The organism is Streptomyces sp. NPDC050315 (assembly GCF_040655775.1).
Classification (GTDB): Bacteria; Actinomycetota; Actinomycetes; order Streptomycetales; family Streptomycetaceae; genus Streptomyces.
The window spans coordinates 457,697-473,129 of record NZ_JBFAKN010000002.1; the positions used below are offsets into that span (position 1 = coordinate 457,697).

Genomic DNA, 15,433 nt, shown 5'->3' on the forward strand with positions numbered 1-15,433 from the left:
TTCTGGCAGACTGTCGGGCTATGGGTGATGCCAACGCGAGGATTCTGGATGGCCGGGCGAGCGCACCAACACCCCCACCGCAGCGTTCCGGCCCGCCTCGCGGACGGGCGTCCGCCGCCCGGGTGCGCGGCGCGACGAGACCTCGCCTGTGGTTCGAGATCCTGCTGATCGCGGTCAGCTACTGGACGTACTCCCTGATCCGCAACGCCGTGCCGGAGCAGAAGGCGCAGGCGCTGAGAAACGCCGACTGGGTCTGGCGGGCCGAGCACAGCATCGGCATCGCCGTCGAACACACCGTCAATCACGCGATGAACGCCGTGACCTGGCTGATCGTCGCGATGAACTACTACTACGCCACGCTGCACTTCATCGTCACCGTCGGCGTCCTGGTCTGGCTCTACCGCCGGCACCCCGGCCGCTACGCCGCCTCCCGGCTGGTCCTCTTCCTGACCACCGCGGTCGCCCTGCTGGGCTACTACTTCTTCCCCCTCGCGCCGCCCCGCCTGATGCCGGGCGGCCTTTTCATCGACACGGTCATGGTGCACGACACCTGGGGCTCGATGGCCTCGGGCAACCTGGCGAGCATGTCGAACCAGTACGCGGCGATGCCCTCGATGCACATCGGCTGGTCGCTGTGGTGCGGTCTCACCCTCGCGCTGCTGGCGCGGCACACGTGGGTACGCGTACTGGGCGTCCTGTATCCGGTGCTGACCCTGCTGGTCATCGTCTCCACCGCCAACCACTTCTGGCTGGACGCGGTGGGCGGCGTACTCTGCCTGGCGCTGGCCTTCGCGGTGGCGCGCCTCTGGTACGGCACCTCCCTCTCGCGCCTCCCCCGCCTGCCCCGACCGGGCCCGGCCCGTCCATCGAAACCGAGCCCGTCCGGGGCATGAGAGCAGCCAAATCAAGCCCGTCCGGCGATTGAGGACAGCCCGGCGGCAGCCGGGCTCAGCGCCTCAGCCCACACCGCGGTGCACAACGACACCACCGGTCATGGTGAGAGCGACGGGCGCCTGCCCCACCTCGTCGGCCGGGGCCTCGACCGGATCCACCCCGAGCGCGGTCAGGTCGGCCCGAAAACCGGGCGCAACGCGCCCCCCGTACGACGACTCGCCAACGGCGAGCGCCGCATGCGACGTCATGCCCTCCAGCGCCATCTCCCCCGTCAGCGCCTGCTCGACGGTGACCGGCGCGGTCTCCGGTGACCCCGCCGGGCGGCGCAGCCGGGCGGTCGCGAGCACGCCGCGCGGGTCGTAGTGCGCGATCGGCCAGTCCGAGCCGAGGACCAGTACGGCACCCGCGTCGCGTATGTCGCGGCAGCGCCACGCCCGCCCGGCCCGCTCCTCGCCGACCCGCTTGGACCACTCGTCGGTGTGGTCGGCGCGGGTGTAGGCGGTGTGGGTGGGCTGCATCGAGGCGGCCACCCCGAGCGCGGCGAACCGCGGCAGCTGCTCGCTCGGCACGGTCTCGATGTGCTCGATGCGATGCATCCCGCGCTGCGCGGAATCGCCCAGCGCCTCGACGGTGTCCAGGACGTGCCGGACGGCCGCGTCCCCGATGGCGTGCGTGGCGGTGCGTACCCCGGCCCGCGCGAGGTGGTGCACGGCGCGGGTGTACGCGGCGGGATCCGGCCAGAACGCCTCGGTGCCCTGACCGTGGCAGTCGGCGTGCTCCAGCCACGCCGTGCCGCCCTCGACCGTGCCGTCCATGAAGAACTTCACGCCACCCACCTGCCAGTGCCGCCCGGCCCGCTGCTGCAGCTCGATCAGGTGGTCCAGGCCCGCCGTGTCGGCGCCCGGCATGCACCAGGGCGCGATCCGCAGCCGTACCGGCAGTTCGCCGTCGGCCTCGATGCCGGTCAGTACGTCCAGTACGTCCTGGCCCTCCAGGTCCATGACGTGCGCGCCGGTCAGGCCGGTCGCGGCCATCTCGCCCAGCAGGGTGAGCAGCCGGGCGCGCCGCTCGGCGGCGCCGGGGCGGGGCACCACCGCCAGCATGAGGTCCATCGCGGCGTGCTCGACGAGGTGCCCGGTGGGCCGTCCGTCGGCGTCGCACACGATCTCGGCCCGCTGGTCGAAGGCGCGCGGCCCGTCGATCCCGGCGGCGGCCAGCGCGGGGCCGGTGGCCAGCGCGGAGTGCCCGTCGTAGAGCCGGATGAAGGCGGGCACGCCGCCGAGGGCCGGTTCGATCAGCTCGCGGTGGACGGGCCGGCCGCCGAAGGTGTTGTGGTCCAGGCCGTACCCCATGACCCATGCGCCGCGGTCGGCCGCGCGCGCCGCGCCGGCGAGCGCCTCCCGCAGCGCGTCCAGGTCCCGGCAGCCGGAGAGGTCCAGCCCGGTGGCCATCTCGCCGCCCCAGATCGGGTGGCTGTGGCCGTCGACCAGCCCGGGGGTGAGGGTGGCCCCGGCCAGGTCGATCACCTCGGTGTCCGGGCCGCGCCAGTCCCGTACCTCGTGCTCCTCGCCGACGGCGGCGATCCGGCCGTCCTTGACGGCGACGGCGCTCGCCCAGGGCCGGGCGGGGTCGAGGGTGCGGACGCGGGCGCCGGTCAGGACGGTGTCGGCGGCGGTACTGCGGGGCTGGGACACGGCTTCGGATCTCCTTGCTGAGCAGGTGGTGCGAGGGGGGTGGCAGTGCGCGTGGTCAGTCGGCGGGCTCGGCGGCGAACTCCGCGTACACCGCGGGGCGGCCGCGCCGGAAGCGCACGGCGATCAGCACGCCGACGGCGAAGGCGGCGGGGACGGTGAGGACCAGGACGGTGTTGGTCGCGAGAGGCGCCGCGGTCATCAGCCCGATCTTGGCGATGACCAGCCAGAGCGCGCCCGCCGTCAGCACGGTCGCGGCGATCGGCGCGACGAGCGTGCGCCAGCGGCCCTCCTGGTGCCGGATGCGGCGGAAGAAGAACGGGATGGCGACCGCGGTGATCCCCTGGAGGGTCAACAGGCCGATCATTCCTGGGGTGTTCATCCACAGCAGCAGCTGCTGGTACGGGTCGGCATCCGCCAGCGCGAAGCCCGCGACGATCAGCAGCGCGAGGATGCTCTGCAGGATCCCGGCGACGTACGGGGAGCGGTGCTTGGGGTGCACCTTGCCGAGCGCCTTGGGCAGCACGCCCTCCTGCGCGAGCGACAGCCCGTAACGGTTGATCGCGTTGTGGAAGGCCAGCTGCGAGGCGAGGATGCTGGTGACGATGAAGATGTGCATCAGGTCGGCGGCCCAGCCCCCGACGTACTGCGTGGTGGCGGTGAAGAAGAGCCCGGCCGGGTCGGTGGCGACCGCCTTCAGGACCTGCGTACTGCCGAACGCCTGGATCACGATCCAGACGCTGAAGGCGTAGAAGAGGCCGAGGAAGCCGACGGCGATGTAGGTGGCGCGCGGGATGGTGCGGCCCGGGTCGCGGGCCTCGCGGCGGTAGATGGCGGTGGACTCGAAGCCGGTGAAGGCGGCGAAGGCGAAGGCCAGGACCGCGCCGGTGCCGGGGACGAGGACGTTGCCGGGGGTGAAGGAGTCCAGTGCCAGGCCTTCCGCGCCGCCGTCCAGCAGCACTCCGCCGGCCAGCAGTACGAGGATGCCGGTCTCGGCGACCAGCAGGACGCCGAGGACCTTGGCGCCGAAGTCGATGGAGCGGTAGCCCAGGTACCAGATGACGAAGACGCCGCCGAGCGCGATCACCGGCCAGGGGACGTGGATGCCCCACAGGGCCTTGAGCGCGTCCTGGGTGCCGGTGGCGAGCAGTCCGTACACGCCGATCTGCATGCCGTTGTACGCGAGCAGGGCCAGCGTGGCGGCGCCGAAGCCGGCCGGGCGGCCCAGGCCCCGGGTGATGAACGCGTAGAAGCCGCCGCCGTGCTTCACGTGCCGGGTCATGGCGGTGAAGCCGACCGCGAAGAGGGCGAGGGTGGCGCCGGCGAGGAGGTAGCCGACGGGGGCGCCGATGCCGCCGACGCCGATGGCGAGCGGTGCGACGCCCGCCATGACGGTGAGCGGCGCCGCGGCGGAGACCACGAAGAAGGCGATGTCGGCGACGCCGAGGGTGCCCTTGCGCAGGGCGGGGGCGGGGGCGCCCTCGCCGGGTGGTGGTGCGGTGTGCTGTGGCGACCCGTTGCGGGCCCCGGACTCTACGGCCATGCGCTCTTGCCCTTCTGCTGCGGAAGAGGGGGTGGGGCGGCCTGAGACGTACACGGGTGGAACGGCAGCATGACCGCGGCGAAAACCTAAAGCCTTTCGGTTTTCGGCAATGTAGTCGCCGCCGTACGATTCGGGAAGACCTCACGGGCAGGAGAAACACACATGGGGCGGCCGCGGAAGGCCCTGCTGGACCGGGAGCGCATCGGCGCGACGGCACTCGAACTCGTCGACGAGAAAGGCGACTTCAGCGTGCCGGAGGTGGCCCGCAGGCTCGGCGTGCAGACCGCCTCGGTGTATCACCATGTGGACGGCCGGGCCGGCGTGATCGAGCTGTTGCGGGAGCGGGTCACCGAGGCGATAGACCCGGGCACGCTGAGCGACATGCCCTGGGACACCGCCCTGGAGCGCTGGGCGCGCTCCTACCGGGCGGCGTTCGCCGCGCACCCCCGGACCATCCCGATGCTCATGACCGCACCGGTGCGCGCGCCGCGGGTGCTCGCGCAGTACGAGCAGGTGGCCGGGCTGCTGCTGGAGGCGGGCTTCGCCCCGTCCCTCGTACTGCCGGTCATCACCGGCATCGACAACATCGTCCTGGGCTCGGCGCTGGACATGTCGGCACCGGACACGATGTGGGACGTCGAAGCGGGCACCGCCGTGCCCCACCTGGCAGCGGCCCAGGCCGCCATCGGCCCGGCCCGCGCCGACCGCGCCTTCGACCTGACCTTGGCCGGATTCCTGGACTACTGTAGAAACCTGCTGAAACACAGCCCGTCCGGCGTTTGAGGACCGGGGGTCCGGGGGCAGAGCCCCCGCGCAACCGGCCCGCAGCCGGCCAACCGGGCCCCCTAACGGGCTCACCCTCCGTAGAACAGCTCCTCGACGACCCCCCGCGCCCGCCGCGTGATCCGCCGGTAGTCGTCCAGCATCTCCCCCACGTGCCCCTCCTCGTACCCGAGGTAGCGCCCGACCGCCGCCAGCTCCCGCGCGTCGCCCGGGAAGGTATCTCCCGGGCGACCCCGCACCAGCATCACCGCATTGCGCACCCGCGTGGCCAGCACCCACGCCTCGTCCAGCGTCCGCGCGTCCTCCGCGCCGATCAGCCCGGCGTCCCGCGCCGCGGCCAGCGCCGCGCGGGTCCGGGTCGTGCGCAGCGCCGGCTCTGCGTGGCCGTGCCGCATCTGGAGCAGCTGTACGGTCCACTCCACGTCGCTGAGGCCGCCGCGCCCCAGCTTCGTGTGCATCGTCGGGTCGGCGCCGCGCGGCAGCCGCTCGGACTCCATCCGCGCCTTGAGCCGCCGGATCTCGCGTACCGCGTTGTCGCCCAGCCCCTCGTGCGGATACCGCAGCGGGTCCACCAGCTCGATGAACCGCCGCCCGACCTCCTCGTCGCCCGCGACCGGCTCGGCACGCAGCAGCGCCTGCGCCTCCCAGGTCAGCGACCAGCGGCGGTAGTACGCGGCGTAGGAGGCGAGCGAGCGCACCAGCGGGCCGGTCTTCCCCTCGGGGCGCAGATCCGCGTCGATCATCAGCGGCGGGTCGGAGGACGGCAGCTGGAGCAGCCGGCGCATCTCGTTGGCCACCGCGAACGCGGCCTTCGCGGCCTCCTGCTCGTCGGCGCCCTCGCGCGGCTCGTGCACGAACAGCACGTCCGCGTCCGAGCCGTAGTTCAGCTCGTGGCCGCCGAAGCGGCCCATGCCGATCACCGTGAAGCGGGTCGGCAGGGTGTCGCCCCACTGCTCGCGCACCGCGGCCCGCAGCGCGCCCGCGACCGTCGCCGCGTTCAGGTCGGACAGCGCCGAGCCGACCGCGTCCACGGCCTGCCCGTGGTCCTCCGCCGCGGGGCTGGCCTCCGTGCCGTACGCGCCGATCAGGTCGGCGGCCGCGGTGCGGAACAGCTCGCGGCGGCGCACCCCGCGGGCCGCCGCCACCGCCTGCTCCGCGCCCTCCGCGCGGCCGACCGCGGCCAGCACCTCCTGCTCCAGCGCGGCCCGCGCACGCGGCTTCAGCCCGTCGGGCGCGCCGAGCAGCGCGACCGCCTCGGGGGCGCGCAGCAGCAGGTCGGGGGCGAGCCGGCCGGCCGACAGCACCCGGGCGAGGTTCTCGGCGGCCGCGCCCTCGTCGCGCAGCAGCCTGAGGTACCAGGGCGTCTTGCCGAGCGCGTCGGAGACCTTGCGGAAGCCCAGCAGTCCGGCGTCCGGGTCGGCGGAGTCCGCGAACCAGCCCAGCAGCACCGGCAGCAGGGTCCGCTGGATGGCGGCCTTGCGGGAGACGCCGGAGGCCAGCGCCTCCAGGTGGCGCAGCGCGCCGACCGGGTCCTCGTACCCCAGTGCCTCCAGCCGCTGCCCGGCGGCCTTGGCGGAGAGCCGGATCTCGCCCGGTTCCAGGACGGCGACGGCGTCCAGCAGCGGCCGGTAGAACAGCTTCTCGTGGATCCGGCGCACCTCGCGCGCGTGCCACTTCCACTCCTTGCGGAGGGTGTCGACCGGCTCGGTGCGCATGCCGAGCGAGCGGGCGAGCCGGCGCAGGTCCTGCTCGTCCTCGGGCATCAGATGCGTACGGCGCAGCTTGTACAGCTGGATGCGGTGCTCAAGGCTGCGCAGGAAGCGGTACGCGGCGTCCAGCGCGGTGGCGTCCTGGCGGCCGACGTACCCGCCGGCGGCGAGCGCTTTGAGCGCGTCCAGCGTGGTAGCGCTGCGCAGCGTGGCGTCGCTGCGGCCGTGCACCAACTGCAGGAGCTGGACGGCGAATTCGACGTCCCGCAGCCCGCCGGGCCCGAGCTTGAGCTCCCGGTCGACCTGCCCTGCCGGAATATTGGCGACGACCCGGCGGCGCATCTGGCGGACATCGACGATGAAGTTCTCGCGCTCGGCGGCCTGCCAGACCAGCGGGGTGACGGCGTCGACGTACTCCTGCCCGAGCGCGGGATCGCCCGCCACCGTCCTGGCCTTCAGCAGCGCCTGGAACTCCCAGGTCTTGGCCCAGCGCTGGTAGTACGCGAGGTGGCTGCTCAGCGTCCGTACGAGGGGGCCGTTGCGGCCCTCGGGGCGGAGGTTGGCGTCGACGGGCCAGATCGTGCCCTCGGGGGTGACCTCGGAGCAGACGCGCATCATGCGCGCGGCGAGCCGGGTCGCGGCCTGCAGCGCCCCGGCCTCCTCGACGCCGTCCTTGGGCTCGGCGACGAAGATGACGTCCACGTCGGAGACGTAGTTCAGCTCGTGGCCGCCGCACTTGCCCATACCGATGACGGCGAGCCGGCTGACGGCCGCGTCCCCGGGCTGCTCCTCGGAGGCGATCTCCAGCGCGGCGCGCAGCGTGGCGGTGGCCAGGTCCGCCAGCTCCGCTGCGGTCTGCGCCACGTCGATCGTGCCGCACACGTCCCGCGCCGCGATGCCCAGCAGCGCACGCCGGTACGCGGCCCGCAGCGCGTCCTCGCGGGACAGCTTCGCGCCCCGCTCGCCCCAGATGCCCTCGGCGAGCGCCTGCTCGAACTCGGGGGTGGTGGGGTGCAGGTCGACCGACTCGTAGGTGGCCAGCGACTCCCAGTCCTTGGGATGCCGTACGAGGTGGTCGCCGAGCGCCTCCGAGGCACCCAGCACGCCCAGCAGCCGGTCCCGCAGCGGCTTGGCGGTGACCAGCGTGGACAGCAGCCGCTGCCGGTCCTCCTCCGCCGGCTGCGCCTCGGCCAGCCGGACCAGGCCCACGAGCGCCTGATCGGGATCGGCGGTGCCCCCGAGCGCTTCGAGGAGCACCGAGTCGGACCGTACGGAGGAGAGTGCGGGGGCGTCCAGCAGCTTCCCGGACGCGTGCGGATCGGTGAAACCGTGCCGCAGCATCCGGGTGAACGTGCTGCTCCGCCGTCCCTGCGGAGCGGGAAGTGCCATCGGGCGGGGGCCTCTCGGAGAACCTGCCGGATCGTTTTTCGGAGTTGTCGAGTGGGCGGTGCCGCTAGAGCACGGGGAGCATCTTGCGCAGCTCGAAGGCGGTGACCTCGGAGCGGTACTCCTCCCACTCCTGCTTCTTGTTGCGCAGGAAGAAGTCGAAGACGTGCTCGCCGAGCGTCTCCGCGAGCAGTTCGCTGCGCTCCATGAGGGAGATGGCCTCGCCGAGGTTCTGCGGGAGCGGCTCGATGCCCATCGCGCGCCGCTCGGCATCCGACAGGGCCCACACGTCGTCGTCGGCGCCCGCGGGGAGCTCGTACCCCTCCTCGATGCCCTTGAGCCCGGCGGCCAGCAGGACCGCGTACGTCAGATACGGGTTGGCGCCGGAGTCGATGGAGCGCACCTCGACCCGCGTGGAGCCCATCTTGCCGGGCTTGTACATGGGGACCCGGATCAGCGCGGAGCGGTTGTTGTGACCCCAGCAGATGTACGAGGGGGCCTCGCCGCCGGCGCCCGCCGGGCGGTTGGCGCCGCCCCAGATCCGCTTGTAGGAATTCACCCACTGGTTGGTGATCGCGGAGGTCTCCGCGGCGTGCCGCAGCAGGCCCGCGATGAAGGACCGGCCGACCTTGGAGAGCTGGTACTCGGCGCCCGACTCGTGGAAGGCGTTGCGGTCGCCCTCGAAGAGCGAGAGGTGGGTGTGCATGCCGGAGCCGGGGAACTCCGAGAACGGCTTCGGCATGAAGGTCGCCTGCACGCCCTGCTCCAGCGCGACCTGCTTCATGACCAGCCGGAAGGTCATGATGTTGTCGGCCGTGGACAGCGCGTCGGCGTACCGGAGGTCGATCTCCTGCTGGCCCGGTGCGCCCTCGTGGTGGCTGAACTCCACCGAGATGCCCATCGACTCCAGCATCGTGATCGCCTGGCGCCGGAAGTCCATGCCCACGTTCTGCGGGGTGTGGTCGAAGTAGCCGGAGGAGTCGGCGGGGGTGGGCCGGCCGCCGTCCACCGGCTTGTCCTTCAGCAGGAAGAACTCGATCTCGGGGTGGGTGTAGAAGGTGAACCCGAGGTCGGAGGTCTTGGCCAGAATGCGCTTGAGGACATAGCGCGGGTCGGCGTAGGACGGGGAGCCGTCCGGCATCAGGATGTCGCAGAACATCCGGGCCGTGCCGGGGGCCTCGGCGCGCCACGGCAGGATCTGGAAGGTGCCGGGGTCGGGCTTGGCGATCATGTCGGACTCGTAGACCCGCGCGAAGCCCTCGATGGCCGAACCGTCGAAGCCGATGCCCTCGTCGAAGGCCTGCTCCAGCTCGGCGGGGGCCACCGCGACCGACTTCAGGAAACCGAGCACATCGGTGAACCACAGCCGTACGAAGCGGATGTCGCGCTCCTCCAGCGTGCGGAGCACGAACTCCTGCTGCTTGTCCATGTTCACCAATCCTTGCAGGTCGAACGGCCTGTCCACGCCCATCGCCCGGGACGGGGCGCGGCACGCCAGTATCGCGTGCGGGGGTTACCGTCACATTACGTTGTCACGGCCCCTTCGGGCAGGCCCGGGGGCCGTACGGGGTTTCGCGTTCCCCGGCGGTTCCGGCCAAACCCTTGACGCGCCCCTGACAGTGGCACCGGGGCGGTGGGACGCTGCCTCTGCACATCGCTGTACATCCACTCCGCTCCGGGCCGCTGGCCGGCGGTCCGTACGTCGTGGCCCGCGCACCCGCGGGGCCACTGCATCAAGGGGTACGCGTGAGAGACACCGTCCAGGGCTCCGGCACCGTCCGGCGCCACCGCTTCCACCCGTCCGGCTCCGCGATATCCGGGTTATCCGGCCGGACGTCCGCCCGCATGACCGCCGCGGCGCTGCTCGCCGCCGGCACCCTCTGCGCCACGGCGCTGCAGGCCCCCGCGGCCGCGGCCGCCGAGCCGCCCGGGGCCCCTGCCGTACAGGACCCGAAGAAGGCGGCCGCCTTCTGGACGCCGCAGCGCATGCGCGCGGCAAAGCCGCTCGACCTGCTGTCCGTCGCCCGCAAGAAACTCACCGCCGCGGCCGCCCGCGCGGCGTCGGCGCCGGCCCCGCACGCCGTGCCGCGCGGCAAGGAAACAACCGTCCTGCCGTCCCTGCCCTCACCCGGCGTGAAGGCCTTCCCCCAGGGCGGCGGCCCATGGACCGGCGGCGGCAAGGTCACCAAGACCACCGGCCGGGTCTTCTTCACCTACCAGAATCGCATGGCGTCCTGCTCCGGTGACGCGGTGACCAGCCAGAACGGCAGTACGGTCCTCACCGCGGGGCACTGCGTGAAGATGGACGGCAAGTGGCACACCAACTGGGTCTTCGTGCCCGGCTACCACGACGGCAAGGCCCCGGACGGCAAGTGGGGCGCGAGCAAGACCCTCGCCACCCCGCAGTGGACCAAGAGCGAGGACCTCAATTACGACGTCGGCGCGGCCGTCGTCCCCCCGCTGAACGGCAAGCGCCTGACCGACGCGGTCGGCGGCCAGGGCGTCGCCTTCAACACCGGCTACCACCAGAAGATGTACGCCTTCGGCTATCCGGCGGCGTCCCCGTACGACGGCAGCAAGCTCATCTACTGCAGCGGCGTCACCTTCAAGGACGCGCTGCTCTCCAAGGACCACGGGATGCCCTGCAACATGACCGGCGGCTCCAGCGGCGGGCCCTGGTTCACCAAGTTCGACGAGGCCACCGGCACCGGGCTGCAGGCCTCGGTGAACAGCTTCGGCTACACCTTCCTGCCCAACACGATGTTCGGCCCGTACTTCGGCCAGGACGCGAAGAACCTGTACAACAAGGCGCAGAGCAGCTGAGCCCTCCGCGGCGAGTTGCGGTGGCGGGCCCTGGGGCCCGGGCCTGGGGCCCGGGCCTGGGGCCCGGGCCTGGGTCCGCCTCCCGCAACACCCCCGAAATCCGACGCCGCCCACATAACGTCAGTACGACGATTACACTCGCTCGCGTGCCTCAACTTCGCCTGGCTCTGCATCAGACCGATTTCTGTGTGGGCGACACCGCCCGGAACGCCGAGACGATCGTGCGCCGCACCCGGGAGGCGGCCGGGCAGGGCGCGCACCTGGCGGCGTTCCCCGAGATGGCGCTGACCGGCTACCCCGTCGAGGACCTCGCGCTGCGCCCGTCCTTCGTGGAGGCGAGTCGCGCCGCGCTCCGTACGCTCGCCGCCCGGCTGGCCGACGAGGGCCTCGGCGAGACCGCCGTCGTCGTGGGTTACCTGGACCGCTGCGAACGGGCCCAGCCGCGATACGGGCGCCCCGCCGGCGCCCCGCAGAACGCCGCCGCCGTACTCCACCGCGGCAGGGTGGCGCTCACCTTCGCCAAACACCATCTCCCCAACTACGGCGTCTTCGACGAGTACCGCTACTTCGTACCCGGCGACACGCTCCCCGTCGTACGGGTGCACGGCGTCGACATCGCCCTCGCCATCTGCGAGGACCTGTGGCAGGACGGCGGCCGGGTACCCGCCACCCGTACGGCCGGCGCCGGGCTGCTGCTGTCCGTCAACGCCTCCCCGTACGAGCGGGACAAGGACGACACCCGGCTGGAGCTGGTCCGCAAGCGCGCCCAGGAGGCCGGCTGCACGACGGCGTATCTGGCGATGACCGGCGGCCAGGACGACCTGGTCTTCGACGGCGACTCGATCGTGGTGGACGCGGCCGGCGAGGTACTCACCCGCGCCCCGCAGTTCACCGAGCAGTGCCTCCTCCTCGACCTGGACCTACCGGCCGCCGCGCCGGAGCCGCCGTCCGGCGTGGTCGACGACGGCCTCCGCATCGACCACGTCCCCCTCTCCGACGCCCCCCTCCCGGCCTACGCCCCACTGTCGCTGCCCGCGGTCGCCCCCCGCCTGGACGCCTCCGAGGAAATCTACGGCGCCCTGGTAATGGGCCTACGGGCCTACATCACCAAGAACAACTTCACCAGCGTCGTGATCGGCCTCTCCGGCGGCATCGACTCGGCCCTGGTCGCCGCCCTCGCCGTAGACGCGCTGGGCCCTGCGAACGTGCACGGCGTCTCCATGCCCTCCCGCTACTCCTCCGAGCACTCCAAGGACGACGCCGCCGAACTGGCCCGCCGTACCGGCCTGCACTACCGCACGGTCCCCATCGGCCCGATGTTCGACGCGTACATGGGAGCCCTCCCCCTCACCGGCCTGGCGGAGGAAAACCTCCAGTCCCGCATCCGCGGCACCACCCTGATGGCGATCTCCAACCAGGAGGGCCACCTGGTCCTCGCCCCCGGCAACAAGTCCGAACTGGCCTGCGGCTACTCAACCCTCTACGGCGACTCCGTAGGCGCCTACGGCCCGATCAAGGACGTCTACAAAACAGTCGTCTTCCAACTCGCCAACTGGCGCAACCAGTCAGCGACAGCCCGCGGCGAAACCCCACCCATCCCCGAGAACTCCATCACCAAGCCCCCCAGCGCGGAGCTCCGCCCCGGCCAGGTCGACACCGACTCCCTCCCCGACTACCCCACCCTCGACGCGATCCTCGATCTCTACGTCGACCGCGACCTCGGCCACGCCGAAATCCTCGCCCGCGGCTACGACCCCGACCTGGTAACCCGCGTCCTCCGCCTGGTCGACACCGCCGAATACAAACGCCGCCAATACCCCCCAGGCACCAAGATCTCCGCCAAGGGCTTCGGCAAGGACCGCCGCCTCCCAACCACGAACCGGTGGCGGGAGGGGGACTGAGCGGGCGGTGCGGGCGGCCTCGTTGTCAGTGCCGCCCACTACCGTGTTGAGAAGGGGACCTTTTTGCTCCCCCATGGGGGAGCAGGGGGGCGAAACGGTACGGCTGAGTCGGCTGATACAGCTCAGCCGACTCAGCCGACGTACGACTCGTACGGCTCAGCCCGCGTGCGTCCGTTCCTGAGCCGTCGCACCCGCCTCGCTGCTTGCGATGATGCGGGAGTGGCCGGGGGTGCGGTCCAGGAGGCCGGCCGTTACGGCGATCGCCAGGCCGACTACTGCCAGGACCGCGCCGACCAGGGTCGGGGAGGTCCAGCCCCAGTTCGCGGCGATTGCTACGCCGCCGAGCCAGGCGCCGCCCGCGTTGGCGAGGTTGAACGCGGAGTGGTTCGAGGCCGAGGCGAGCGTCGGGGCGTGTTCGGCCTTGCGCATGACCAGCATCTGGAGCGGGGTGGTCGTCATGAAGCCGACCGCGCCGAGGACTACGACCGTGGCCAGGGCCGCCCACTTCACGTGGACCGTGAAGTCGAAGACGAGGAGGGTGACGGCGAGGGCCCCGAGCGAGCCGTACAGGGTGGGGCGCAGTGCTCGGTCGGTCAGCGGGCCCGCGGCGAGCGCGCCGAGGGTCATGCCGATGCCGAAGAGGGCGAGTACCAGCGGGACGGTCGACTCGGTGAAGCCGGTGACCTCGGTCATCATCGACGCGAGGTAGCTGTAGACGGCGAAGACGCCCGCGAAACCGAAGACCGCCGTGAGCAGGCCGAGCAGTACCTGACGGTTGCCCAGCGCCCGGATCTCCTGCTTGACGCCGTTCTGCGCGTCGCGCGGCATGTGCGGGACGAGCTTGGCCAGCGAGGCCATGGCGAGCAGGCCGATGGCGGCGACGACCAGGAAGGTCGCGCGCCAGCCGAGGTGCTGGCCGAGCAGGGTCGCGGCGGGCACGCCGACGATGTTGGCGACGGTCAGGCCGAGGAACATCGTGGCGACCGCGCGGGCCTGCCGGCCTTCCTTGACCAGCCGGGCGGCGACGACCGCGCCGACGCCGAAGAACGCGCCGTGCGGCAGGCCGGCCAGCAGTCGGCCCGCGATGAGCAGGCCGAAGTTCGGGGCGAGCGCGGACGCGAGGTTGCCGGCCGTGAAGACCGCCATCATCAGCAGCAGCATCCGCTTGCGGGGGATGCGCGAGCCGAGCGCGGTCAGCAGCGGGGCGCCGATGACGACGCCGAGAGCGTAGGCGGAGACGAGGTAGCCGGCGGTGGGCACGCTGGTGCCCAGGTCGTTCGCGACGTTGGGCAGCAGGCCCATCATCACGAACTCAGTGGTGCCGATACCGAAGGCCGAGATCGCGAGCGCGAGCAGAGCCAAGGGCATGAAGTGACCTTTCAGGATCAAAGGGGCGCGCGCCCGTAGCGGCGCGCGGAGACAGGACAGCCTTAAGTTCTCTACGGGAACAAAGTCTCTCAGGTAATTCATTCCGCCGCGCGAACTGCGCGTTACGGACAGAAGTCGTCGCCCCGTTGAGGGGAAAATGACGGAAACGGCGGTGGCCCGGGTCACAGAAAATGACCCGGGCCACCGCCGTGTACAGCTGCCGTACGCCCTGGAGCGTGGCGTACGCGCTAGAGCTTGAAGGTCCTAGATCTTGAAGGACGCCGCCAGCGGGAGATGATCGCTGCCGGTCGACGGCAGGCTCCACGCCGAGGTCGGGTCCACGCCCTTGACCATGATCTGGTCGATCCGGGCCATCGGGAACGCGGCCGGCCAGCTGAAGCCGAACCCGTCACCGGCCGCGCCCTGCGCCGACCGCATCTGCGCGGTGACCGGCGCCAGCGACCGGTCGTTCATCGTGCCGTTCAGATCGCCGAGCAGTACGACCCTGGACAGCGGCTCGTCCGCGATGGCCTCGCCCAGCGCCTCGGCGCTGTTGTCCCGCTGGTTCGCGGTGAACCCGGCCTTGACCTTCACCCGTACCGAGGGCAGATGCGCCGCGTAGACCGCGACCCGCTGCCCGTCGGGGGCGGTCACCGTGGCGCGCAGCGCCCGCGTCCAGCCCATCTTGATGTCCACCGGGCGGGCGTCGGAGAGGGGGTACTTGCTCCACACGCCGACCGTGCCCTCGACCGCGCGGTACGGGTACTTCGCGGCGAGCGCCTCGCGGTACTCGGGCAGCGCCTGGGCGGTCAGCTCCTCCAGCGCGACCACGTCCGCACCCGAGTCGGCGACCTTCTTCGCGGTGCCGGCCGGGTCGGGGTTCTCGGCGTTGACGTTGTGCGTGGCGACGGTGAGGTCGCCGCGGTCACCGGACTTGTCCGTGAGCTGCCCGCCGAAGAGGTTGGCCCAGACGACCGCCGGCAGCACCAGCGCGGCCAGCGCGATCGCGGACCTGCGCAGCAGCGCGGCGATGAGCAGCAGCGGGATGCCGATGATGCCCAGCCATGGCAGGAACGTTTCCAGCAGGCTGCCGAGGTTGCCGATGGAGTTCGGTACGTCGGCGTGCAGGACCATCAGCAGGCCCAGCGCCACGGCCAGTACGGCGAGCACGAGGCCGCGCCGCCACATGCCCTCGCGCCGCCACCGCCCGGTCAGGCGGCCCGTCCGGCGGCCGGTCCCGCCGGGGCCCGCGCCCCGCCCCGCCTCCGACATGTACGCCTGCGTCATCCCGATGCCCTCACTGCCGTACTTTGCGCCCCGCCTGGCCCCCGACCC

10 protein-coding genes are annotated in these 15,433 nt (G+C 71.9%); 4 read left to right on the forward strand and 6 right to left on the reverse strand.

Annotation, left to right across the window (positions count from 1 at the left end):
* Positions 1-20: 20 nt before the first annotated feature.
* The gene (locus AB0I82_RS09045; RefSeq protein WP_363256470.1) at positions 21-893 is read left to right on the forward strand and encodes a phosphatase PAP2 family protein; all 873 of its coding nucleotides are present in this window, start codon (positions 21-23) and stop codon (positions 891-893) included.
* Positions 894-956: 63 nt separating this feature from the next.
* Here AB0I82_RS09045 and AB0I82_RS09050 read toward each other — a convergent pair whose 3' ends face one another.
* On the reverse strand, positions 957-2,588 hold the full coding sequence (locus AB0I82_RS09050) for an amidohydrolase (RefSeq protein WP_363256471.1): 1,632 nt from the start codon (positions 2,586-2,588) through the stop codon (positions 957-959).
* Between the two features lie 55 nt (positions 2,589-2,643).
* The gene (locus AB0I82_RS09055; protein ID WP_363256472.1) at positions 2,644-4,128 is read right to left on the reverse strand and encodes an APC family permease; all 1,485 of its coding nucleotides are present in this window, start codon (positions 4,126-4,128) and stop codon (positions 2,644-2,646) included.
* Positions 4,129-4,290: 162 nt separating this feature from the next.
* On the opposite strand from AB0I82_RS09055, the gene AB0I82_RS09060 reads away from it, so the two are divergent.
* Positions 4,291-4,911: a TetR/AcrR family transcriptional regulator gene (locus tag AB0I82_RS09060; protein WP_363256473.1), complete on the forward strand. Its 621-nt coding sequence runs from the start codon at positions 4,291-4,293 to the stop codon at positions 4,909-4,911.
* Positions 4,912-4,982: 71 nt separating this feature from the next.
* Here AB0I82_RS09060 and AB0I82_RS09065 read toward each other — a convergent pair whose 3' ends face one another.
* A complete protein-coding gene (locus tag AB0I82_RS09065; RefSeq protein ID WP_363256474.1) occupies positions 4,983-8,009 on the reverse strand; it encodes a bifunctional [glutamine synthetase] adenylyltransferase/[glutamine synthetase]-adenylyl-L-tyrosine phosphorylase in 3,027 nt (1,008 codons plus the stop codon).
* A gap of 64 nt (positions 8,010-8,073) precedes the next feature.
* Positions 8,074-9,435, reverse strand: coding sequence for a type I glutamate--ammonia ligase (glnA, locus tag AB0I82_RS09070; RefSeq protein ID WP_030256929.1), 1,362 nt, complete (start codon positions 9,433-9,435; stop codon positions 8,074-8,076).
* A gap of 317 nt (positions 9,436-9,752) precedes the next feature.
* Here glnA and AB0I82_RS09075 point away from each other — a divergent pair, with 317 nt between their 5' ends.
* Positions 9,753-10,829, forward strand: a complete 1,077-nt coding sequence (locus tag AB0I82_RS09075) for a peptidase (RefSeq protein WP_363256475.1) — start codon at positions 9,753-9,755, stop codon at positions 10,827-10,829.
* A 146-nt stretch (positions 10,830-10,975) separates the two neighbouring features.
* Positions 10,976-12,730: an NAD+ synthase gene (locus AB0I82_RS09080; protein ID WP_363256476.1), complete on the forward strand. Its 1,755-nt coding sequence runs from the start codon at positions 10,976-10,978 to the stop codon at positions 12,728-12,730.
* Between the two features lie 156 nt (positions 12,731-12,886).
* Here AB0I82_RS09080 and AB0I82_RS09085 read toward each other — a convergent pair whose 3' ends face one another.
* Together AB0I82_RS09085 and AB0I82_RS09090 are read right to left on the reverse strand one after the other, a co-directional pair.
* Positions 12,887-14,098: an MFS transporter gene (locus AB0I82_RS09085; protein ID WP_363256477.1), complete on the reverse strand. Its 1,212-nt coding sequence runs from the start codon at positions 14,096-14,098 to the stop codon at positions 12,887-12,889.
* Positions 14,099-14,362: 264 nt separating this feature from the next.
* The gene (locus AB0I82_RS09090; RefSeq protein WP_363256478.1) at positions 14,363-15,385 is read right to left on the reverse strand and encodes an endonuclease/exonuclease/phosphatase family protein; all 1,023 of its coding nucleotides are present in this window, start codon (positions 15,383-15,385) and stop codon (positions 14,363-14,365) included.
* Between the last annotated feature and the right edge of the window lie 48 nt (positions 15,386-15,433).